Consider the following 22339-nt stretch of genomic DNA (forward strand, 5'->3'; position numbering starts at 1 on the left):
TATGGAATTCCTTTGGTAACTTGTGATGCGAAAATTCTCAACTACCCTCATGTGCAAACGATCTGGTGAACTGACTCATAGAAAGGGAGACACAAAGAAAAATGTCTCCCTACTCCCCATTTTCTCTCATACTTCGCAGTACTACAAATAAGATGCCGATAAATCCGAGGATTGGAAGTGCGATCGCCCAAATTGGTAATTGCTGAGATTCACCCTCTACTAAATTACCATTGACATCTCGCCTATTTTGTGAATCTTGTGTAGAACCGCCTGCCACAGTAACTTCAAATTTGAACTTAAAGGGTTTGAATCTTGCCCCAGATACTGGTTTACCATTCAGTTGCAACTGATAAATACCTGGCTTAGGAAAGACAACTTCCGCACCTGGAATGCCTTGATAACGTTCAGCTGCCACAGGTTGTAACTGTGGCTCTAACAGGGGTGGCTCTCCTTCGGCATAGGGTTCGGCATAAACAGCCAACTGACAATTACACTGTGACAAGGGAATCACCCTTCCACCTCTGCGGGTAAGTGCAAACCAGGCTTGGCTTGATTCTCCAGCCCGAGGATTATCATTTGGTTCAATGTGGAGAGTGCCACCGACATCTCCAGCTACTTCCACTTTATGAGCAAAAGCAGGGTAAATATTAGTTATTGGTATAACTAAGCAACTCAGGAATAATAAATACTTTATTGTTCCTTGATTCCAGGAAATGCCTTTGAGCGCGTAAACCCTCTGTTTTTGACTCGTTGGCATGGAGCCAGAAAATAAGGATAATTTACCGCGATTTGGTTGGGGGGACATAAAACTTTTCTACGGCTAACTTTGACCAAAAAAAGCGCGAACGTACCATCAAGATACTGAGGGTAATAATTACCATCAGTACTACCGCTAATTTATTTCCCCAAGTTGATTGCAAGGAACCCAGGTAATGGGAACCAATCAACACAGTATGAATGGCACTCAAGAGCAAGGCTGGCACACCCAATAGATGAATCTGTCGCCAACGCTTGCCCAAAGATTTCTGCAACGATTCCCAACTCGTAAAAGCGGCGGGGGACATTAATACCAATGCTACAGCACCCGCAGCCATACCCCATTGAAATTCTAGCGGCATGAAAGAAAAGGCGGCAAAATTCCATTGCAATGAGTGTTCTATCATGTGGGCGGTGTGAACTACAGAAAGCACAAAAGATCCTACCCCCAAGCCCCGGCGGTAACGCAGTGGTGATGCCCACAAGCCACTAATAGGACGCGCAATTAAAGCCAAGATTAAGCAGATTAAGGCGGCGTGTCCGGTGTAATCTACCATTGTGTCACCAGTCCGCAACAAGGTAATCACGCCAATTATCAGTGTCACCCAACCGCCTAATCGAAACAACTGACTGCGCTTGTCTTTACTTACCAACGATGTGGAAACGCCCACGCCTAGCATCGTGGGTAGAGTTCCCAAGCCAAAAGCCAGCATAGTTGCCCCACCCATCCATAAATTGCCAGTTTCAGCAGCTTTAATTTGGGCAGCATACAAAAAACCACAGGGCATTAAACCCCAAGTCATCCCCAAAAGCATTGGTGTCCACCATTTGGTTTTTAAGGAAAGCTTAACCATTCCTGTGCTGAGGCGATCGTGTAAACTACCTTGTAATAAAGGATGTAACACGGGAATGCGCGGCAGTAAACCGGGTTTTACTTGTCCTAAGCCAAACCAAATCAGCATGACACCAGTTAAAATTGCCATCCAGCGCCGAAAGTCGCTGCCAACACCCGCTAGCTGTCCACCTTGCAGCAATACCGAACCTAGCGCCCCAATACCAGCACCGACTAGAGCATAGCTCAACATCCGCCCCAGGTTTAGCAGGAGATGAAATTTTAATTGCTGTTGCCAAGTGTCGGACTTTTCTAAGGTTGATGTCCCTTTCGGCTGATGAGACAGAGAAAACGCCACCGTTAGGGGGCCACACATCCCAAAGCAATGCCCAAAACTCCCCAGGAACCCCACGATCGCTATCAGCAAAAAATCTACCATAAAAAAAGCCCTGAGTTCTGAGTCATGAGTCCTGAGTGTCAGAATAAAGATTTTGAAGAAGTAATAAGAAATTCTTTTTTTCTTTGCTCAGTACTCCTCTAGTGCGGCACTGTACGTGAAGTTGCGATCGCTGTCAAAAGACGAACTGTCAAACTTGATATTTACTCTAGGAAAGAAAGCCTGGGTGCAAAACTCCCTACACACAAGCTTCTGAGAGCCACTGCTGCTTACCTTCTTGGCCGGGAGTGGCTTTTTTAGTTTTTAGATAAATGTAATCACACAGCTTTTAATTAATAAACTTATTAACAATTTATTAAATAATTTTAATATATTCATAATGCTTGAGTATATATCAAGTTTATATTATTTTAATAATTGATATTTTTTGAAGTACATTTACTTCATACCCAGTGCATGAATTTCCAATAAAAGTTTATATATTAATTCAGTAGATACTTGTTTTAACAATATAGTAAATAGTCCGTTATGACATACTCAAAAATAGAATACATTTATCTTACATGCTTTCTGATTGGCTGTAGCGCCGAAGTACAGGAGTAAATAGTTTTGCCTCATGGAAAAATTTCATCTATGCATCTACTATTGATTTGTGAATCCTCAAACAAAGAACATTTATATAAATCTTTTAGAGAAAGTGATTGCCCTGCATTTAACAGAATATTAATGTTGTTGCCTTAGTGAGATGAAGTAAAGGGCAAAAATATTTCTGAAATATCTGTATTTGACAACAAATCATCATTCTTTTTCAGGACAATGGGATTAAGCTATGCGCCAACAAATTTGACAGCGTATGAAAACCTGGAAATAGAGAGGGTAGCCAAAATGACATCTTTTGAATCGAATGAGATTAATGCCGTTGAATTGAATGGCATCCGTATGGAAATTATGTTGCCAAACTTCGTAGCACTAGCTATTCCAGAAAACAAACCAGATGCCAACGCCCCGGTAAGGTTTGGGATTAGTGTTGCTAACAATACGTCAAAGCCACTTGTGTTTACCCAAAATAATTACTTAGTTCCAGAACTTGTAGGATTAGATGGGCAAACATTAGAACGAAAAAATCCTGTAGACGAAACTCTTGCGAGTGAAGTATATGATTGTACTCTAGTTATGCCTGAAAAAAAAATAGTCTTTGGTATAGAGGCAAAGCTATTCTGGCAAAATAACAAGCTTCAATTTTCTAACGGTAGCAGACTAAATTACTCCTGGTTTTTTGATGCAATTAAACCAGGTACATATCAACTTCGGTTTATATATGACAGTCCTGGTCAACCAATACGATGCTACGACAAGGAAATAGGAGAGGTTAGGACTGTAGAAACAATTGAAAAAGTTAGCAAAGCCACAAATTTTGTGAATCTTTACTTGGTTAATCACATCCCAACTCCAAGTAATGCGATTGAAGTTGATGGACTTCTTTTTGAAACTCTGTTAACAGAGCGTGTAATAATTGTTCCGAAAAAAAAGCTTAAAAGCAAAAACTCTTCAGTAAAGTTTGGTATTCGTGTTACCAACCTTTCGCCAACTCCCCATCGCTTCATATTTTTTGGTTTAACTCCAGAACTTCAGGATGCTAATGGACAATTAATACACAAAAGTGGTGGTAGAAATGCCACTAAGTATCCTCAAGAGGTTGATTATATGTTGGCGATGCCTGGAGAAAGTGTAACTTACTTTTTAGAAGGAAAGTTTGAGGAACGTAAAAAACTTCAAGGGAATGAACCTTCTGGAGGAGTCTGGTGTTTTGATAATCTCAAACCTGGTAAGTATAGAGTCCGTTTTACATATCGAAACGAAAATACAGTGGCAATAATCGATAAAGGAAGTAATGAAGATATGAAATTACTAGAGGGGATTTGGAAAGGTATGGTATCAACTCCTTTTGTTGATTTTCGCATAACACAATAAATTAATAATATAAAAAGATTTTTATTGTGTCTACTTAGTTGAATATTTCTCAAATTTAACTTGATAAAGGATTTCTAAAAATGCGCTCACTAAAATATCACATAGGTGGGTTAACTTCGTTATTCATGATTGCATTTAGCAGTAAGGCTGGGCTTGCTTTCACTTTAATCCCTCCTTCATCATCTGATTCTAGATATTCTACCTATACCTCTACCTGAACCAGTTCCCCTTCCAGTACCAGTACCTCCTATCGTTTGTAACCCTAGTAGCGGCGGCGGTGGATGCGGTAGGAACTTTTCTAATGAGAACTCGAATCAAGAACTTTTACTTTTTAATAGTGATGCTGCGGATGATACAAATATCAGTAGCGACGATGTACTTGAAGATGATGAATCGTCATACTTTGATAGCGATGATACATCCTGGATTGAAAATGAAGAAGTATCTTTCATTGGCAGCGACTTGTCATTTTGGACAGAAGATGAAGACCTAGCAATCTTAGAAAGTTATACCTGGGGATTTGCGCTACCCTAAGTCTGTAAGCCAAGGATAAATCACATGAGAAAATGGATTTGGCTGATGCTGTTGGTGCTGATGGCAGTTGCCGTGGTGGGTAGCAAAGGTAGCACGTTTTTTGAACAACGTCCGTCGCCAGCAATTGTTGAGCGCATTCCAGTGGAAACACCCCAACCACAGGCAAAGCCAAAGGAAGTTAACAGTGTGCCGCAAGTGTCTACTGACAAGCTGTTAACCCATATTCAAAAGTTGAATTTTCAGCGCTACACAACAAAAGAGCGATCGCTTACTCGTACTTATATCACAACTGAACTCACAAAATTAGGCTGGAAGCCTAAATTAGAAAAGTTCTCTGAGGGTGTGAATATTTTTGCCGAACGCCCAGGAACGAGCATTGCCACTAAAGCAATTCTCGTAGGAGCGCATTACGACACTGTTGCTTTATCCCCTGGTGCTGATGATAACGCTAGTGGTGTAGCTGTGGTGCTGGAAGTAGCCCGGTTGCTGGGTTCCCGTCCTACGCCACGGACGTTACAGTTAGCTTTTTTTGACAAAGAAGAAGCAGGACTTTTGGGTAGTCAGGCTTTCGTTAGCAAGACAGCACGCTTACAAAATTTAGGCGGAGCGATCGTTATGGATATGGTAAGTTATGCATGTTACACTCCTGGGTGTCAAAAATACCCTGCCGGATTGCCTATTACGCCAATTAGCGACAAGGGCGACTTTTTGGCGGTAGTCGGTGATACAGAACATTTACCTTTGCTGAGTGCCTTTCAAAACTCACAGATGCTCCCTTCAACCGCTCTGAATAAACAAAAATCAATGCCATCAGTTCTAACACTACCAATTCCTTTTAAAGGTTTACTGACACCAGACACCCTACGCAGCGACCATGCACCATTTTGGTATCAGGGTGTGGGTGCTGTGCTGGTGACAGATACCGCAAATTTACGGACTCCGCACTATCATAAACCTAGCGATGTTCCAGCGACTATCGAGCGATCGTTTTTCACCGGAGCAGCACAGATTGTAGTCAATGCGACTACTGTCTTGTTAGAAAAAAACGAAGTTTTGGAAACTCAACCACCAAGCGGATTGAATAATTCGTAATACTTCGGCTACGCTCAGTACAAGTTCGTAATTAAAGAGCAAATGACTAATTCGGCGTAGCGGTACTAGTTTTTGGTTCAGGAAAAGTCAAAGTCCAATTGTTTTTATGATTGATTTGAAAGTACAAACCTTGGAGAATCAACCGCAGAGCGGTTCGAGTTCTAATGAAATTCCTTACCAGATAAGTTCCTGGTTCAGCAATGACATTGTTATAGTTTTTTATCTGACCAAATTGTTTTGAACAGTAACTGCCAGCACCTTTTACTGTTAATACAAAAAATGGAGCGTTTTTATATTTATCAGGAATCATAAAAATTCCATATACATGGTGACGACCACGCCACGGCTGAACTATAACCTTAGTAGCATGTACTTGGAACTTTGTAGTTTTTGAAGCAAGAAAAGCCTCAGAATTGCAATCAGAATTATTCACAGGCCACCACAATATAATAATACTCATAGAGAGCAGCAAAATCAAAACATAGCGGAGTCTGCGATGCATAAAGCCAAAAGAAATTGTTGATGTGGTTGGTAGAATTTTGATGGGTAATAGTAGATGCGAGCGCTTCCCCTGTTCTAGACCTTCCTTACAGTATTAAACCTAGCTGAGAAACAATCAGGCTTTTGTGGCTGTCAACACTGATTTATGCTCAATTTTTTAGCTGTGATTAATTATACAACTCGTTACTTTTGTTATATTTAGGACTTACGCATCAAGTACGAAATGTAGGGGCAATTAATGAATTGCCCCTACGATAAATCAAGGCTTTCAGTGCATTTTTGCGTAAGTCCTAATATTTTTGATGTAACTCTGTTTGAGGAGATCGGCGCGACGGCGAATAGCCTGTCATAGACATCGCTATCAAGTTCAGCTAGAATTCTACTTTTATTTCTAAGTAATTATTGGGGTAGTCAAATACACAAATATTCGTTATATTCCCGGAAGAAGATTTGGTATAAATATTTATGATAAGAAGTTGGGAAAGTCTTAAGACAATTCTGGGTTTCTTTGGGGCGTTGGGCAAAGCCCTTGCCGTAGGCATCGCACTTACACAATTCGGGGCAAATACTCCGGCCATTGCGGCTGACACAGTTGTTGTGCGTTTGGGTTTATTTACAGAAACCATCTCCCTTGCTGAGTTGCAAAAGGCTGCAAAAACTGGGGAATTGCCTGGGAGTTTGCAGCCTTACGCTAAAGGATTATCTGAACAACAAAGGCGCTTTTTCTTGGGGGCGTTGGGTATGAATATACCGATGAATGTTGTCACAATTGATAGGTTAGTTAATACCCAGATTGGTACAACTATTCTCAGTGACTTTGCTACAGCCTTAGCCCGAAAGGACAAAGCTGGGGTGCAAGCACTCAGAGCAGGATTGGTATTAGGTTCTACTGCACCGCAAGGTCTTTCTATACTGAGTTTTATCGCGGCTTATCCCAGTAAACGCCTAGAAATTGATTTGCCAAAGGCTTTTATAGTTGCAGAGAATTTGAATACAGCTTTTTGGCGGACTCAGCAATTTATGCTAGCTATTGCTCCCCAACTCGACCCCAAAACGTCGCAGATTGCTTACCCTTTTGATCCCAGCCAACCAGGAACCGCTCAAGTAAAAATACTCAACTTAAGCCTGAATGACCAAAAGCGCGATCGCAAAATTCCAGTTGATGTTTACTGGTCAACTGCTGCAACTCCCGACAAACCCGTAATTGTCTTTTCTCACGGCTTTATGTCAGTCCGCACGGACTTGCGTTACTTAGCAGAACATTTAGCATCCCACGGTTATGTAGTAGCAGCTTTAGAACATCCCGGTAGTAATGAGGCAAATACTAACTTAGCATTGCAAGGCAAAACCAGAGTTATGAAGCCTCAGGAGTTTTTAAATCGCCCTCAAGATATTAGTTTTGTTCTTGACGAATTAGAAAAGCTCAACCAAACGGCTAATCATCCCCTGCAAGGGAAACTTGCAACCAATAAAGCGATGGTCATTGGCTATTCTTTTGGTGGTGGTACAGCTTTAGCACTCGCTGGAGCCGAGTTACAACTGGAACATCTTAAACAACGCTGTAAAAAGAATTTGGCTATCTTGAGTCTGGGAGAAGCTATGCAGTGCATTGCTCAACAACTGCCACAAAATACCTATCAACTCCGAGATACTAGAATCAAACAAGCGATCGCTCTCAATCCTACAACTTCTCTGATTTTTGGCGAAACTGGGTTAACTAAGGTGCAAGTTCCTACCCTTATTTTAGCAGGTTCCGCAGATAAAACCACCCCAGCTTTAACTGAACAGATTGTGGGATTTGACAAAATCCTATCCCCAAAATGGCTAGTTGGTATACTTGGCGGTACTCATCTGAGTGTCAAAGACCCTAGTAAGACTTTGGATCAGATAGGACAACCAAATACACCAATTAGTGGCGGTGAAGTTGTGGGCGAACAAGCAGCAGATGTTCGCAAGTACGTTAAAGGTATAGCCTTGGCTTTTGCCGCACAGATGACTCCAGAAGCTAAAAACTACGCTATTTTTCTCACATCCGATTATGCCCAATTTGCTTCGACTGCGGCATTTCCATTTCGCCTAATGAGGCAGATTCCTCCTGATGCTATGGCTGTGGTGAAAGAATTTGTTAAGAAATAAGCGACTTCCAATTAAAGAAGTATCCAATTTTGTAAGTAGGTCGGCGAGAAAAAACCAAACTATGTAACTAAAAGTAAAATCCCTGTATTTGGCTCGTAGTTGCGCTTTAGCGCTGAAGCGCAACTACGAGCCAGTGATGATTATTTGGGACTACTTACTTAAGTAGCTTGTTTACAGCTATTTTCAGGTAAATAGACCACACTGTAGGGGCACGGCATCAGTAAGATTATTGTATATACCAGAAGATTGTGGATGCCGTGCCCCTACTTTTGATCTGTGGTTCAAATACTTGAATTCTGCTGTAAGAGTAGGGATACTTATGGTCTACACACAAGTCGAAAAAAGCTCGATTTCCATTGTTCTCTTGTTTCGATGCGGAGCATGAGAATGGCTATTAGGGGCTGCTGCCTCTAAGAGGATGTTTTAAAAGTGTCGTTATAGCAACTTGATATTAAAGGTGTAGCGTCTATTAAATCTACACTAAAAATTTACAGTAAAAATAACTATTTACACATAAACTTTATAATTTTTAATTAAAAATAATAGAAGCTTAAAAGTATAAAAAAAGTAGGAGCATCTGCTGGATAATACACATGTATTCTACCTAAAATGCCAAAATTGAAGAAGGCAGCTATGCTGAAGGCAATTAGAGGAGGTCTGAATCCCCTTCTAATTGAAGATTAGTGAATTTACAATTTAGTGGGGTCTTAAACCCGTTTTAAGCAAGACAAAAAGGCATATCTTACAACTTTTTTGTGCATAGCTGCCTTCTGTCTTGCCTGAAGGACAGATAAATGAATACAACTTACTTAGTACTAAATAAGCTTGTATATTTATTTGTGTAAATTCCTTTAAAATCACAAAAATATTAGAGCATTTTTATCCGTTAAAGCTACAGATAAACCCAAAAAAAGAAATATCAATACTTGTTTGATTTCCTGAAATCCTAAGTATTTTCAGACATCCCATCTTGTCAAAGTAATTTTGCATTCTGAATTAGACAATTACCCTATTTGAGTCAAACTCATGAAACTTTATACAACTCTTGAGATCGAGCAACTCCAGCAAAGTGAAGACCTTCCTTACTTGATTGAAGTTATGGATTGGGTGAAAAATTTTTTAGGAAGACCTCATCCTGACTTAGGTAGACGCGGCGTTGTTTGCCCTTTTGTACCTTCTTCTCTCAAGTCAAATAACATTTGGCTAGCAGTCATTTGCACAAAAAATTTGTGTTTAGAGCAAGTAGAAGCAATTGTGAGATCCTACTTAGATGTCTTCCTTAAGAAAGAAGCAGACGATGACGATAAAGAATTAGGAATAAGTAAAGCCTTTGTACTTATCTTTCCTGATGTCCATATAGAAGAGGCGTCTAAAGTAATTGATGGTGTCCAAAAAAAACTTAAACCTATGTTTGTTGAGTCAGGACTGATGCTAGGAGAATTTCATAACCGGACTGAGAATCCTGGGCTACATAACCCCAACTTTCGACCACTTCGCAGCCCCATACCTTTGCTGGTTATCCGCCCGATGACTGAAATTGACCTTACCTTTCTGATGAGTCCAGATAACCCACACCTACGTATTCGGTATCTGGAAGCTTATTTAAAGCATTTTGGTCATAAACTTACAGATGAAATAAAGTTTAAAAATGCTCATCAAGCATTGGCTTTAGCGAAAGAACAACTTAAACAAGAAAATTTGGTGAATTATTGCAATATAAATGAATCCGGTTCAATTAAGTAAGAGGATGTTTGGAAAGTCTTAAGTTATACCAAAAAACCATTTCTAATCCTCTCTCCATTTTGGAGAGAGGTATTGAAACCCCATTCTCTTGTAGGAAAGGGGGACAGGAGGGTTAGGTTCTGAGGCTTTTGGTGTTTCATGCAATACTTTTCAAACATCCTCTCAAGCTTATGCAACTCTATACAACTCTGGAAATCGAACAACTCCAGCAAAATCAAGACCTTCCTTACTTAATTGAAATTATGAATTGGGTGAAAAATTTTTTAGGAAGACCTCATCCTAACTTAGGAAGACCCGGCGTAGTTTGCCCTTTTGTACCTCACTCTCTCAAGTCAAACAGTATTCGTCTAGCAGTTATTCACACAAAAGATTTGTATCCAGAACAATTAGAAGAAATTGTTGGAAGTTACCGAGATATCTTTCTTGATATGGAAGTTAAAGAGCAGGAATTAGCAATAAATAGAGCCTTTTTACTTATCTTTCCTGACATCCATATAGAAGATGCTTCTAAACTAGTAGATAGTGTCCAACAAAAACTTAAACCTTTCTTTGTTGAGTCAGGACTGATGATAGGAGAATTTCATAAACGTAATGAAACTCCTGGTTTGCACAACCCAAACTTTCGTCCACTTCGTAGCCCTATCCCCTTGTTGGCTATCCGGTTTATGGTTGAAGCTGATCTCCCGTTTCTTGAGAGTCCGGCTGATCCATACTTACGTATTCGATATCTGGAAGCTTATTTAAAATGTTTTGGTCATAAATTTACAGATGAAACCAAGTTTAGAAATGCTCATCAAGCATTAGCTTTAGCGAAAGAACAAACAGCTATTTTCAGGTAAATATACCATTCTTTAAGACCACAGCAATGCTCATGCGTGTCAACGCCAATCGGCGGGAATTTTATCCCTTCAAAGGCGGGAGGGATAGTGTTTCGCCGATTTAGTCCTTAGTCATTGGTACTAATGATTAAGATTTACGAGCTGCATTTCAGTAATGATAATATCAGCGATCGCAATTTAAAATCCCAACTCTATGCCATTGGTAATACTTATTGTGTATGAAGATGCGCTAAACCATATTAATGTTATATTTTTTAATCTTTATAGCTAATGATTTCTGATAATAAGTACTGAATAAGCATATTCAGGCTGGGAAAACTTCCCCTGCCCCCAGAACCGCTATCGGGAATCGGAGGACAGGGGGGTTGGTAGCCGATGGGTACATAATACGTAGCAATTTTTTTTTGTAACGAACTTATGTAAAGCTGTAAAAGAAAATGCATTGTTAAACATTCTCTATGAACATCCATAAAGTCTCTACTACTCCCTTAAGCGACCAAAAGCCTGGTACTTCTGGGCTGCGGAAAGCAGTTAAGGTTTTTCAGCAGCCCCACTACCTAGAAAATTTTATCCAATCCATCTTCGATTCTGTAGGGGACTTGCGCTTTCAAACCCTAATCCTGGGTGGTGACGGTCGTTATTACAATCGCCAAGCCATTCAAATCATTTTGAAAATGGCTGCGGCTAATGGCATTGGACGGATTAAAGTTGGTCAATGGGGAATTTTGTCTACTCCTGCAACTTCCGCTATTATTCGCAAGTATCAGGCTATTGGTGGCATCATCTTGTCTGCTAGTCATAATCCGGGCGGGCCAAATGGTGACTTTGGTGTGAAATATAACATTAGCAACGGTGGCCCAGCCCCGGAAAAGGTGACAGAGGCTATCTACGATCGCACTAAAGTGATTGATAGCTACCAAATTCTGGAAGCACCAGATGTAAATTTAGAAGCTTTAGGTGAGTCACATTTAGGAGAGACGGTAGTTGAGGTGATTGACTCCGTACATGATTATCAAGAGTTAATGGAGTCCCTGTTTGATTTTGAACGGATTCATCAACTGTTGACCAAAGGAAATTTTGGGTTCAGCATTGATGCCTTACATGCGGTGGCTGGCCCCTATGCCCATGCCATTTTTGAGCAACGTTTGGGCGCACCAGTGGGAAGTGTGCGTAATGGTACACCCTTAGAAGATTTTGGCGGCGGACACCCTGACCCAAATTTGGTTTATGCTCATGAGTTGGTAGATATTTTATACGCAGAGGATGCGCCAGACTTTGGGGCAGCTTTTGATGGAGATGGCGATCGCAATATGATCTTAGGGCGTAAGTTCTTTGTCACCCCTAGCGATAGCCTCGCAGTCTTAGCCGCAAACGCCAAGCTAGTCCCTGGTTATAGTGCAGGTTTAGCCGGGGTAGCGCGATCAATGCCTACTAGCCAAGCAGTAGATCGAGTTGCTGCTCAGATTGGGATTGAATCCTATGAAACACCCACTGGCTGGAAGTTTTTCGGCAATCTCTTAGATGCGGGTAAAGCTACTCTCTGCGGTGAAGAAAGTTTTGGTACCGGCTCTAACCATATCCGCGAAAAAGATGGGCTATGGGCTGTGCTGTTTTGGCTGAATATCCTAGCAGTGCGGCAACAATCTGTTGAGCAGATTGTCCGAGAACACTGGCAAACCTATGGACGCAATTATTACTCTCGCCATGACTATGAAGAGATACAGACAGGGCCTGCCAACACTTTAATAGAAAGACTGCGTTCCTTATTGCCAAACCTTAAAGGCAAGCAATTTGGTAACTATCAAGTTGAATACAGTGATGACTTTAGTTATACCGACCCTATTGATGATAGCGTTAGCCATCAACAAGGTGTTCGCATTGGCTTTACCGATGGCTCTCGAATTGTGGTGCGACTTTCTGGTACGGGTACTCAAGGTGCAACTCTAAGAGTTTATCTAGAAAGCTACGAGTCAGATCCCGCCAAACATGACCTTGAGCCACAGCAAGCACTTGCTTCTTTAATCACTATTGCCCAGGAGATAGCCCAGATCCGCGAACTGACAGGACGGGAACAGCCAACTGTGATTACCTAGTACCGCAAGGGAAAAGTGAAAAAGCTCTTGAGCAGGGGGCAGGGGGCAGGGGGCAGGGGAGAAAAACCAGCGAAAAAGCGGTTGTTGCTCTCAAGCCTCGGCATATTTGGAGCAGAGGAGCTTTGGCCTACAATTCGGCTTGGTTTGTACCTTTTCCCCAGCAATAACTGCCCCCTGCCTCTGATCAAAAGTCAATCTTGAGCCAGTAAGTTTAGCTTTTGATACCACTACCACGTTTTGATGCAGCATTTGCTGCATCAACATCTCTGAGATCAACTGTTCCGGTATTACCTGCGTGTGCTAATGAAACGGCAACCTTAATCACGCCAATATGCGAAAAGGCTTGGGGAAAGTTACTTCAGCATTCGAGGAGCAGGCCCACGAGTGGTATCCAATCCCGATACACGAGGGAGAGCAATCGTTTTGCCTGTTTGTGCGGCTTCGTAAATCACGGTTATTAGCCTTTGATCTTGCAAACCTTCTTCCCCAGGTGTATGGGGTTGTTTATTCTGAATCACACAATCTGCCATGTGATCGATTTCTAAGGCAAACTGATTCTTCTCACCTATCCGCACTTCGCTAATGTTTTCTGCCATGCTATTGGTTGGTGATTTGCGTGAAACCATCATCCGCAAACCGTTGTAGGAAAACGCCGGATCGAGTTGTCCCCAAGCATCAGAGCCGAAGACACGAAACCGACGCGCTTCGTGAAAGCCGTAGCTAGTAGAGCAAATCCCTAGTATCCCACTGGGAAACCGCAGCTGGAAGGTGACACTTTCTTCTACTTCTTTGAAGCGCGGATCGCCAGGAGTGGTGAAGATTTGGGCGCTAATTGCGATCGGTTCCTCTCCCGTCAAATAGCGAGTTGCATTCAAACAGTAAATTCCTACATCTGGTAAAGAGCCACCTCCAGCTAAGGCGCGTTTCAATCGCCACTGGTTTAAGTCACCTCCCTGATTTTGTCCGTTATCTGCCTGAATCACCCTCACAGTTCCTAATTCTTTGCTGCGGATCATCTGAATCATGGCGCGATGGTGCGGCTCATATTGGCAGCGATAAGCAATCATCAGCCTACGATTCGCTTGTTTGCACGCGTCAATCATCTGCTGACAATCTTCCACTGTGGTTGCCATTGGCTTCTCACACAAAATGTGCTTTCCGGCTTTAGCACCACGTACCGTATATTCCCGGTGCATACTGTTGGGAAGTACAATATAAATTACATCAACGTCTGGATTGTTGCGAAGATTGTCGTAATTCTGATAGTTGTAAACGTTCTGGGGTTTGATGCCATACTGCTGTGCAACTTGATTGGCTTTGGCAGCATCACCACTAACTAATGCAGTTGGCTTTGCTAGTTTACACTCTGCAAACGCAGGCATGATTTCTTCCAATGCCAGTCTGCCCAGTCCAACGATCGCAAATCCCAAGCGTCGCTCTGGAGGCAGTGCAGTCGGAGGGCCACCCGTATCAACCTCAGTCTTTTCTGAGATGGGCGGAAACTGAATCTGAGGCGGCAAAGAGCCTCCGTCTGGGGTGGCTTGCCCAGTCGGTTCCTGGGCAGCAACCTGTTCACCCATACTACCAAGTGCGGCGGCTGAAATGGCTCCTAATCCAGCTGTAGTCAGAATTTGACGACGAGAAAATTCTCCTTTAAACAATTCAGGCATCGTGGTTCCTTAATGATCAAATTTTGGATTTATCCTGCGTCTACTGAAATTGGAAGTCCCTAAGTAAAATTGATTACACGTCATCTTAAGCAAGAGGCAACAAGGCAATAGTCAAGAGCTATTGCCTAAAGTCCAGTTGTGTAAATAATTTTGCCAGATTACTTATTACGGGGTGCTAGTTGGAGTTGGGGTGCTAGTTGAACTTTTAGGATTGATAATGGAACGAGCCTGTGATAAGTGTTCTTGGAGGGTTGGTAGCGCTTGAGCCGCAAATGCTTTCAAGTCTGCATCTTGTCCCTGTTGAGCTTCAGTTTGAAATGCGGAAACATCCTTTTCATGATCTTGAAGCATCTGATTCATATATTGGCGATCAAAGTTAGTACCAGAAAGTTTAGATAAGCGTTGCTTTACTTGCTGATTTTTCTTACCAATACTAGTTGGTAGCGTCACACCTTTTTGAGTCGCCAACTGTTTGAGTTGATTGTTCACCGGGGTATGATCTTGAACCATACGCTGTCCATACTGTTTTACTGCTGCTTTAGCTCCACGTTGTGATGCCAGTTGTCCTAGTTGGACTTCTGCTAAACCACCTTGAGCTGCTTCAATCATGAACTGTCTGTCTGAAGAACTGAGATTATTTTGCCTTGGTGTAGTTGGTGATGCAGTTGGTGATGCAGTTGGTGATGCAGTTGGTGATACAGTTGGTGATGCAGTTGGTGATGGACTCTCAGTCGTTTGCACAGACTGAGCAGTTGGAACTTCTGATGTATTTTGACTATGTTGATCGGTTGGTGTGCAACCAGTTGCCAATAAGGCGATCGCTACTAAACCGGTAGAGAGTATTTTGAAGTTGTGCATATCTTTTAATTAATGTTTTTTTTGGATCAAGCTGTATCTTGGAAGGGAGAATCGTAGCGACTAATACTGGCTAATTACGAATTGAAATCACAAATTACAAACAAAGCTGATTAATCTGAGCCAGATGCCGTCGGGGTGAATTGTACAAATAGATTCAACATTTCCCAATTAAACTAATTCGTACTTCTTAATTTTTAACAGTTATAACTGATTACAACTTACGCATTGACAATAAATTGTAAATATGCTTAAGTGAAAAATCACATCTTTTGTAAGGGTACAGCAATCTTCCTTACAACACGGTCTATTTGCGATCGCAGGATAATTAAGAAAAGCCTGAAAACTTCCTCAAGATCGTTAATTCACATCACAATCCATTTGTACAGTGCGTAAGTTTTACTAATTTCCATAATTGTCTCCTACAACCAACAACAGGAATAAACCGTATAGTATCACGGCAATCTGGCACAGAGACTCTAACTAAGGTGTGTTTTGAAATCTACTCCGCAAGATGCATTCACAATGCAAGCTTCAAGCGGTATTATTTTAAATAAATTAGACTGCAAGCGTCTTTATCGCAAAAAAATAGCTGCGATCGCTACATATTACCTACACATATCTATCTTTTGGTATATAAAAATTTGGCGTTGCTGAATTTAGGTATGAAAATCAAAATATTTTTAATAAAAATGATAATCGTGTGTGGAGAGAGTAGGCTGTTGAATTTCTGAGAAATTACCTCAAAATTTTTCCTGCAATCTTTACGTCATTATTTGAGGTAGAAAATAAAGTTCTTCTGTTTTAGAGGATAAATTGATTGATTAAAAACTTCATCAGACCAAACCTCAACGTCCACAATATCTCTTATTTAACTTCTTCATCCCAGATACCTACCTTCTCAAATGCTCCATAAGCAAGCTTCAAAAAGTTTACTACTCTCTGTCTTCCTATAATACCAAATTCTTTATTCTCTCTTGCCTCAGCAAAGGTCATTCTGTTTTGGTCTATGATGTTTCTTTCTTTATATGCTAGTTTCGGAAAATCTATAACAATAATTTTATATTTTTTGATTAGTTTCTGTATATTCACATCTGACTCTACATGCTCCCAATCATCACACAGCCCTAAATTGCGTACCAGAATATGAGGCATTTTATCCTCATAGCTATTCACTGACTGTCCAAACAGGTTAAGACTATCATATCCTCCTGTAGAGACAAACCATTTGCAAAAAGTCACTCCTTCGGAATTCCCTAATTCAATTAACTGATTTCTTTCTATCCAGTCAAAAACTGCTCTATGCGATTGTGCTGCCAAATTCACAACTACTGGCTTACTTGTCGCCATCTCAAATATTCTATCTGCCTTATCAGCCTGCCGTTCATTCTCGCTAAACACTGCATACTGACATATTCCCTTATAAACTCCTGCCACATCTGGATTTGACCTATCTGTTTCTACTGGTACAAACGAGATTTTCTTATCCAGAAAGTACTGAATCATTGTCCTAGTTACTAGAGACTTTCCTACTCCACCCTTTTCACCATCTACCAAATGAATCGTCGGCATAACACCCACCTTTAATACTGATTAAACTCACTCAATATATCTGAACTAGACTTAGAAGTTTTTGGCCTTTGTCGCCTACTATTTTTAGCAGTTTTCTGAGAGTCATTGCCCCCATCTGACAATGATTGCTTCTCTTTTGACTCCTGAGTTAATTGACCTAAATTTTTCGGAGCGTTTTGAGAGTCTTTAGTTATTCCTATAACTACTGGTGTTAACAATGATTCTGTTGAAGTCTGAGCCGAATTTTCCGCATATAAAACTTGTTTTGGTTTATTAGCCCTTCGCTGACGAGAACGCTTTTCTTTTTCAATCTCAGTTAAGTATTGCTTAAGTGTCGCTGCTGAAACTTTTATTTCTTGCTTCTTTAGTAACTCCGATAGGTCTTGATAACTATAGCCTTTCTTCAGTGCTGATTGAAGTTGTTCACGTAGAAAGTCAATACTCTCTCGCAGGGATAATTCCTCTTTAGCTTTCTCTTCTAGCTTTTCTAATTCTGCCAGCGTCCGGGAGAGTTTATCAATTGGAATCTTCTGTCCTGGGGTTGTGCGTACCATTTTTGATGATCACTGAACTGAAAATTTTATTAATCCTATCACCACATGTTCTTGTGTGGGTAATAACCACACAGACATTAATTAAACCATGCTCTCACGCCATCTAGCTCAACTCATATTTTGCAACTCGAAATTTTGATGTCAAAAGCAAAACCAAACATATAAGTAATTAATCGTTGAAATCAAGTAATGTATAATATACACCTATCAAGTTCCCATTCCTTATTTACCAGTCGGACACACTTGCTGCACTCTTTGGGGAAGTTGCCGACACATCTGCTGAAATCCTTGAGGATTAATTTGCCACCAAGCAAATAATCCCAGAGTTGTACCCCCCACAAGCAAGGCCAACACTCCCCCCACCATTACCAAACGTTTACCCCGCTTAGGTTTTGTAATTAAAGTTGGTGGAATTTCAAAGCTCAAAGGTGGTTCCTCTGAAAGATCCAAGTCTAGATCCAAATCTAGCAAAGCTTGCGAACTCTCTGTAAAAGAAATTGGTTCTTCTAGTTCCTCTTGTTTTTGTAGTTCCTCTGGTTCTTTTTGTATCTCTGCTTCTATAATTTCTTCTGGCAACACCGGAGTCACAGGTACTAAGTATTCTGGGGAGACACGGCAATAAGTGAGAACAACCGATATATTATCATGCCCATTTTTTTCGTTTGCCAAGTCAATCCAGTTGCCGACAGCATCTTCAACTGTCAGTTCACCTGTTAGCACGGGTATTGCATAATCTTGCCAAGATTGTTCCACCAAGTTATTATCACTTAAACCATCAGAACAAAGTAGCAATATGCCATCTTCTTCTACAATGAATCGTTGAAGCTTGAGACGCATAGATTCTGCATCTCTTGTCCCTAATGCTTGAGTTAAAGCGCTAGCATCTACTCTCAAGAGCGCTTTTCGATATAAGCTTTTAGCAAAGCGTACTTCCCGCGTTGCCACATCATCATCTACTGTGAGTAGCTGACAATAATTGCGAGTAATCCAATAAGCACGGCTATCACCAATATTAGCCAAGTAAAGTTCATGGGTATTATTTGATTGCCACCCAGTACTCGTCTGCACTCGTTGTGGAACTTGCACCGCCATAACAATAGTTGTAGCCATGCGTTCTTTGCCTTGGCGTTTTTGTTCATTATTGCGGGTACAAATCAAATTATTTACCACCCGTAAGCTTGCTTCTAATTGTTCCTGCAACAACTCTGGTGGTACAAGTACAGTTTGTTCTGTAACCTCCTTGAGTAAAGCGCGAATTTGCAACTTTACAGACTGCACTGCCAACCTACTGGCAACCTCGCCCCCTTCATGTCCGCCAATGCCATCGCAAACAATCGACAAGTGGTGCAATAAAGGTTCATCTAAGTCACTCAAAGCATTTGGATAGCAAGCGTCTTCATTTTGCGCCATAATTTGGCCAATATCTGTAGACCCTGCCACCTTCAAAACTAATGGCAATTCAGCAGCAGATGCTAGTAGTAAATTATTGAGTTGAATATTAATAGTCTCTAACTCAACCTCAGTTTCACACATCTGCTGGACTATTTTCTGTAACCCGTTGGCTACTGATGCTTTTGCAGACGCTACCCAAAACCGCCAAAACTCCCCCAAATTCCGTAAACTTAGTTTCTTATCTGCTGGTGTTTGGTAGAGTTCCAACAAGCGCACACACCAACCTTGAACTCTCAAATTTTTTACTACTAGTAAACTGCGGCTAAGTCCCAATTCTGATAAAGGTGTCCAAAGTTGGAGAATTTGCCACAGCCAATAAACTTGTCGTACCGCCGTTGCTTGCTCCCATGCCTCAACAATAGTTGGATAGATATTTCCTCTTTCATCTATCGGCACATTTTCTAATAAGAGCATATCAGTTGTATCTCCCTCAAGATTACTAACAAACCCATAAGGCTGGGGGAGATGTAACCGCTCCTGATATAACCGTAGATAAGAAATTACTTCCGTTGGTAATTCTTCAGGTACATCTGGCGGTAGTCCCGGTTGAGTATCCAGCCAAACCTGGGGACTAATTACCTCATACCTCTGTGCTACCCTCATACCTGGTGATATTTTGGCAGACAATGAGCCAGTAGCCCAAAGATAGCGGTGAACTAAAGGAGTTTGACAAGTGGCACAAACACTATCTCCAATAGGATTAATAGGACTATTACAGCGTGGATTTATACAATAAATTATCAGTTGAGTAGAAATCATAAAGGTATAAATTTAACAAACAAATCAACTCATGAACTTCGATTAACTGTATTCTGACAAAAAGTTGAAGGCTAGAATAGACTGTAACTGTGTACCGCTAGCTACATATTGTTACTGAAATTAATCAAAATTATTGGTAAAAAGACCAAGTTTTGTTTTCTGTAAATAACTTACGTCTGGCTGTATCTAATCGTAGAAATGCATTTACGTCAATGTAGAGTTTAGGATGGCGATATGCCAAGTTTTACCTTAATCTGGCTTCTGGCAGGAGCAGTTCTGTGTTTAATGGAACTGTTCTTACCATCAGCGTTTGTCGCCTTCATGATGGGAATTAGCGCTTTTGTGGTGGCGCTGCTGTCTGGAGTGGGTTTGGGAAGTGTATGGTTGCAAGTTGTACTTTGGCTGTTGTTTTCTACAGCACTAGTTTTGCTTTCCCGTCGGTTTTTGCAACCAAAACTACGCAAATCAAAAATTCGGGATGCAGTCATAGCTGAAACTTTAACAGAAATTCTACCTGGCAAAACAGGGCGGGTGCGGTATGAGGGAAATTCTTGGCAAGCAAGATGTGACGATGACAAATTTACCGTACCACCTAATCAAAGAGTTTATGTGGTTAGAAGAGAAGGTACTACTTTGATTGTGATACCAGAAAATCTGTTGAATTCTTAGTCAATGGGGAGTTAGGAGTTAGGAGTTTGGAGTTAGGAGTTTGGAGTTAGGAGTTTGGAGTTAGGAGTTAGGAGTTTGGAGTTAGGAGTTAGGAGTTTGGAGTTTGGAGTTTGGAGTTTGGAGTTAGGAGTTAGGAGTTTGGAGTTTGGAGTTTGGAGTTTGGAGTTAGAATTCTTTCCCTGCTCCCCCTGCTCCCCCTGCTCCCCCACTGCCTTTATTAAAAATCAGGAGATTCATAATGGAACAGTTCTTTTTACTAGTATTTTTAGCCCTTGGTGGTTCTGCTGTAGCGGGATCTGTGAAAGTCGTCAATCAGGGTAATCAAGCTTTGGTGGAAAGATTGGGTAGCTATAACAAAAAACTGGAACCAGGACTAAACTTTGTCATTCCTTTTGTAGATAGAGTTGTCTACCGAGAAACTATCCGCGAAAAAGTCTTAAATATTCCTCCCCAACAGTGTATTACTCGTGACAACGTTGGCATTGAGGTAGATGCAGTATTTTACTGGCGCATCGTGGATATGGAAAAAGCCTGGTATAAGGTAGAAAATCTCCAGTCGGCAATGGTAAACATGGTGCTGACTCAAATTCGCGCCGAAATGGGGCAACTGGAATTGGATCAAACCTTTACTGCTCGTTCCCACATCAGTGAACTTTTATTACAGGATTTGGATGTTGCTACCGATCCTTGGGGTGTGAAAGTGACACGGGTAGAGTTGCGAGATATTATTCCGTCTCAGGCGGTGCGAGAATCGATGGAATTGCAAATGTCGGCAGAACGACGCAAACGGGCAGCAATTTTAACTTCTGAGGGCGATCGCGAAGCTGCTGTTAATAGCGCCAGAGGTAAAGCTGACGCACAAATATTAGATGCAGAAGCTCGTCAAAAATCGACAATTTTACAAGCGGAGGCTGAACAAAAGGCGATCATTTTGAAGGCTCAAGCTGAACGTCAGCAGCAGGTTTTGAAAGCCCAGGCGATCGCAGAATCAGCAGAAATTATTGCCCAAAAGCTCCAGACTAACCCCAATGCTAATAAAGCAGTAGAAGTCCTGTTTGCTTTGGGCTATCTGGATATGGGCGCGACAATTGGTAAAAGCGATAGCAGTAAGGTATTATTTATAGATCCGCGCACTATTCCTGCTGCTTTTGAGGGTATGCGTTCTGTTATTTCAAATGGTCAGGTTGACTCTAACGAGTTGTTTTCTAAGGAAATACCAGGATTAGAAAATAATCGCCCTAGTTAGGAATGGGGAGTGCGGGAGATGAGGGGGAAGCAATACTCAATGCCTCATGTCCTACATCAGCAACTCTCATCTCCAATACTTCCATCTCTAATACTTCCATCTGGCATAATGGTGTTTTGGAAGGATACTCTCCTGAATTCAACACCGTCCAAATTGGCTCCGGTCAAGTTAGCTCTATAGAAGCCAACGCTATCAAAAATAGTATTGCTGAAGTTAGCTCCACTCAGGTCAGTTCCCCTGAATCTAGTATCGTTGAGATTAGCTCCGCTCAAGTTAGCACTACTGAGATTAGCACGGCGAAAGCTAGTTTCACTCAAGATAGCACCACTGAGATTAGCACCACCCAGATTGGCATCGCTAAAACCACTTTGCCACAAAATAGCACCACTGAGATTGGCACCAACAAGGATGGCTCGATCGAAGAGGGTTTGGGGCATATAAACTCCACTGAGGTCAGCCCCACTCAAGTTGAAATCAGCCATGTAAAGCGCAATTTCGGAACCACTCAAGTTAATTACACTCAGGTTACAGCCTCTCAATCCTTCGTCACTTTCAATGAGATAGATACCAACAAAATTTCTCTCCCCAGCAGCGTAACGTCTCAACAACTCTTCAACAGTAATACTTTGTCTTTTGACGTTCATTTTTCAATACTATTACTCATCCTA

Annotated in this window: 17 protein-coding genes; 8 read left to right on the forward strand and 9 right to left on the reverse strand. The window is 41.4% G+C overall.

All coding sequences use genetic code 11. From position 1 onward, the window contains the following. Nucleotides 1–109 precede the first annotated feature (109 nt). Together V7K32_RS10775 and V7K32_RS10780 are read right to left on the reverse strand one after the other, a co-directional pair. Nucleotides 110–805 (reverse strand): hypothetical protein, encoded by a 696-nt coding sequence (locus V7K32_RS10775; RefSeq protein WP_334992932.1) that lies wholly within the window; start codon nt 803–805, stop codon nt 110–112. Continuing rightward, nucleotides 780–2027 (reverse strand): urease accessory protein UreH domain-containing protein, encoded by a 1248-nt coding sequence (locus V7K32_RS10780; protein WP_334992934.1) that lies wholly within the window; start codon nt 2025–2027, stop codon nt 780–782. Before V7K32_RS10780 ends, V7K32_RS10775 begins: the two co-directional genes overlap by 26 nt. Before the next feature lie 843 nt (nt 2028–2870). Between V7K32_RS10780 and V7K32_RS10785 the strand changes: the two genes are divergently transcribed. Both V7K32_RS10785 and V7K32_RS10790 read left to right on the forward strand, forming a co-directional pair. Then, entirely contained in the window at nt 2871–3956 is a 1086-nt protein-coding gene (locus V7K32_RS10785; RefSeq protein ID WP_334992936.1) for a hypothetical protein, read from the forward strand. A 558-nt stretch (nt 3957–4514) separates the two neighbouring features. Continuing rightward, the gene (locus V7K32_RS10790) at nt 4515–5582 is read left to right on the forward strand and encodes a M28 family peptidase (protein WP_334992938.1); all 1068 of its coding nucleotides are present in this window, start codon (nt 4515–4517) and stop codon (nt 5580–5582) included. 46 nt (nt 5583–5628) lie between these two features. Here the strand turns inward: V7K32_RS10790 and V7K32_RS10795 are convergent, their stop codons facing one another. Then, entirely contained in the window at nt 5629–6084 is a 456-nt protein-coding gene (locus V7K32_RS10795) for a hypothetical protein (protein ID WP_334992940.1), read from the reverse strand. 464 nt (nt 6085–6548) lie between these two features. On the opposite strand from V7K32_RS10795, the gene V7K32_RS10800 reads away from it, so the two are divergent. The 4 genes from V7K32_RS10800 to V7K32_RS10815 all read left to right on the forward strand — a co-directional run bounded on the left by V7K32_RS10800 (nt 6549) and on the right by V7K32_RS10815 (nt 12894). After that, nucleotides 6549–8219, forward strand: coding sequence for an alpha/beta hydrolase (locus tag V7K32_RS10800; protein ID WP_334992942.1), 1671 nt, complete (start codon nt 6549–6551; stop codon nt 8217–8219). A gap of 1026 nt (nt 8220–9245) precedes the next feature. Further along, entirely contained in the window at nt 9246–9962 is a 717-nt protein-coding gene (locus tag V7K32_RS10805; RefSeq protein WP_334992944.1) for a DUF6875 domain-containing protein, read from the forward strand. Between the two features lie 170 nt (nt 9963–10132). Beyond that, a complete protein-coding gene (locus V7K32_RS10810; RefSeq protein ID WP_334992946.1) occupies nt 10133–10801 on the forward strand; it encodes a DUF6875 domain-containing protein in 669 nt (222 codons plus the stop codon). A gap of 458 nt (nt 10802–11259) precedes the next feature. Further along, nucleotides 11260–12894 carry an alpha-D-glucose phosphate-specific phosphoglucomutase gene (locus V7K32_RS10815; protein ID WP_334992948.1) on the forward strand — a complete coding sequence of 545 codons (1635 nt, stop codon included), beginning with the start codon at nt 11260–11262 and terminating at the stop codon, nt 12892–12894. 353 nt (nt 12895–13247) lie between these two features. On the opposite strand, the gene V7K32_RS10820 is transcribed toward V7K32_RS10815, so the two are convergent. From V7K32_RS10820 to V7K32_RS10840, 5 genes are all read right to left on the reverse strand, one after another. After that, nucleotides 13248–14564, reverse strand: a complete 1317-nt coding sequence (locus V7K32_RS10820; protein WP_334992950.1) for a Gfo/Idh/MocA family protein — start codon at nt 14562–14564, stop codon at nt 13248–13250. Nucleotides 14565–14729: 165 nt separating this feature from the next. Continuing rightward, entirely contained in the window at nt 14730–15422 is a 693-nt protein-coding gene (locus V7K32_RS10825; RefSeq protein ID WP_334992952.1) for a DUF4142 domain-containing protein, read from the reverse strand. Nucleotides 15423–16286: 864 nt separating this feature from the next. Continuing rightward, nucleotides 16287–16991, reverse strand: a complete 705-nt coding sequence (locus V7K32_RS10830) for a mobilization protein (protein WP_334992954.1) — start codon at nt 16989–16991, stop codon at nt 16287–16289. An 11-nt stretch (nt 16992–17002) separates the two neighbouring features. Continuing rightward, complete coding sequence (locus V7K32_RS10835) at nt 17003–17545, reverse strand: hypothetical protein (RefSeq protein ID WP_334992956.1); 543 nt, start codon at nt 17543–17545, stop codon at nt 17003–17005. Nucleotides 17546–17767: 222 nt separating this feature from the next. Beyond that, entirely contained in the window at nt 17768–19756 is a 1989-nt protein-coding gene (locus V7K32_RS10840; RefSeq protein WP_334992959.1) for a protein phosphatase 2C domain-containing protein, read from the reverse strand. A gap of 234 nt (nt 19757–19990) precedes the next feature. Between V7K32_RS10840 and V7K32_RS10845 the strand changes: the two genes are divergently transcribed. Both V7K32_RS10845 and V7K32_RS10850 read left to right on the forward strand, forming a co-directional pair. Continuing rightward, nucleotides 19991–20425 (forward strand): NfeD family protein, encoded by a 435-nt coding sequence (locus V7K32_RS10845; RefSeq protein WP_334992961.1) that lies wholly within the window; start codon nt 19991–19993, stop codon nt 20423–20425. A gap of 238 nt (nt 20426–20663) precedes the next feature. After that, entirely contained in the window at nt 20664–21671 is a 1008-nt protein-coding gene (locus V7K32_RS10850) for an SPFH domain-containing protein (protein ID WP_334992963.1), read from the forward strand. Between the two features lie 56 nt (nt 21672–21727). Here V7K32_RS10850 and V7K32_RS10855 read toward each other — a convergent pair whose 3' ends face one another. Next, a complete protein-coding gene (locus tag V7K32_RS10855) occupies nt 21728–22315 on the reverse strand; it encodes a pentapeptide repeat-containing protein (RefSeq protein WP_334992965.1) in 588 nt (195 codons plus the stop codon). Nucleotides 22316–22339: the final 24 nt, after the last annotated feature.

Origin of the sequence: Nostoc sp. (genome assembly GCF_036917635.1) — a bacterium.
Taxonomy (GTDB): domain Bacteria; phylum Cyanobacteriota; class Cyanobacteriia; order Cyanobacteriales; family Nostocaceae; genus Nostoc.

What these genes read in the sequence shown, in the direction of transcription:
- V7K32_RS10775 (WP_334992932.1), bottom strand. Translation starts at nt 805, where the DNA reads ATGTCCCCCCAACCAAATCGCGGTAAATTATCCTTATTTTCTGGCTCC.
- V7K32_RS10780 (WP_334992934.1), bottom strand. Translation starts at nt 2,027, where the DNA reads ATGGTAGATTTTTTGCTGATAGCGATCGTGGGGTTCCTGGGGAGTTTT.
- V7K32_RS10785 (WP_334992936.1), top strand. Translation starts at nt 2,871, where the DNA reads ATGACATCTTTTGAATCGAATGAGATTAATGCCGTTGAATTGAATGGC.
- V7K32_RS10790 (WP_334992938.1), top strand. Translation starts at nt 4,515, where the DNA reads ATGAGAAAATGGATTTGGCTGATGCTGTTGGTGCTGATGGCAGTTGCC.
- V7K32_RS10795 (WP_334992940.1), bottom strand. Translation starts at nt 6,084, where the DNA reads ATGCATCGCAGACTCCGCTATGTTTTGATTTTGCTGCTCTCTATGAGT.
- V7K32_RS10800 (WP_334992942.1), top strand. Translation starts at nt 6,549, where the DNA reads ATGATAAGAAGTTGGGAAAGTCTTAAGACAATTCTGGGTTTCTTTGGG.
- V7K32_RS10805 (WP_334992944.1), top strand. Translation starts at nt 9,246, where the DNA reads ATGAAACTTTATACAACTCTTGAGATCGAGCAACTCCAGCAAAGTGAA.
- V7K32_RS10810 (WP_334992946.1), top strand. Translation starts at nt 10,133, where the DNA reads ATGCAACTCTATACAACTCTGGAAATCGAACAACTCCAGCAAAATCAA.
- V7K32_RS10815 (WP_334992948.1), top strand. Translation starts at nt 11,260, where the DNA reads ATGAACATCCATAAAGTCTCTACTACTCCCTTAAGCGACCAAAAGCCT.
- V7K32_RS10820 (WP_334992950.1), bottom strand. Translation starts at nt 14,564, where the DNA reads ATGCCTGAATTGTTTAAAGGAGAATTTTCTCGTCGTCAAATTCTGACT.
- V7K32_RS10825 (WP_334992952.1), bottom strand. Translation starts at nt 15,422, where the DNA reads ATGCACAACTTCAAAATACTCTCTACCGGTTTAGTAGCGATCGCCTTA.
- V7K32_RS10830 (WP_334992954.1), bottom strand. Translation starts at nt 16,991, where the DNA reads ATGCCGACGATTCATTTGGTAGATGGTGAAAAGGGTGGAGTAGGAAAG.
- V7K32_RS10835 (WP_334992956.1), bottom strand. Translation starts at nt 17,545, where the DNA reads ATGGTACGCACAACCCCAGGACAGAAGATTCCAATTGATAAACTCTCC.
- V7K32_RS10840 (WP_334992959.1), bottom strand. Translation starts at nt 19,756, where the DNA reads ATGATTTCTACTCAACTGATAATTTATTGTATAAATCCACGCTGTAAT.
- V7K32_RS10845 (WP_334992961.1), top strand. Translation starts at nt 19,991, where the DNA reads ATGCCAAGTTTTACCTTAATCTGGCTTCTGGCAGGAGCAGTTCTGTGT.
- V7K32_RS10850 (WP_334992963.1), top strand. Translation starts at nt 20,664, where the DNA reads ATGGAACAGTTCTTTTTACTAGTATTTTTAGCCCTTGGTGGTTCTGCT.
- V7K32_RS10855 (WP_334992965.1), bottom strand. Translation starts at nt 22,315, where the DNA reads ATGAACGTCAAAAGACAAAGTATTACTGTTGAAGAGTTGTTGAGACGT.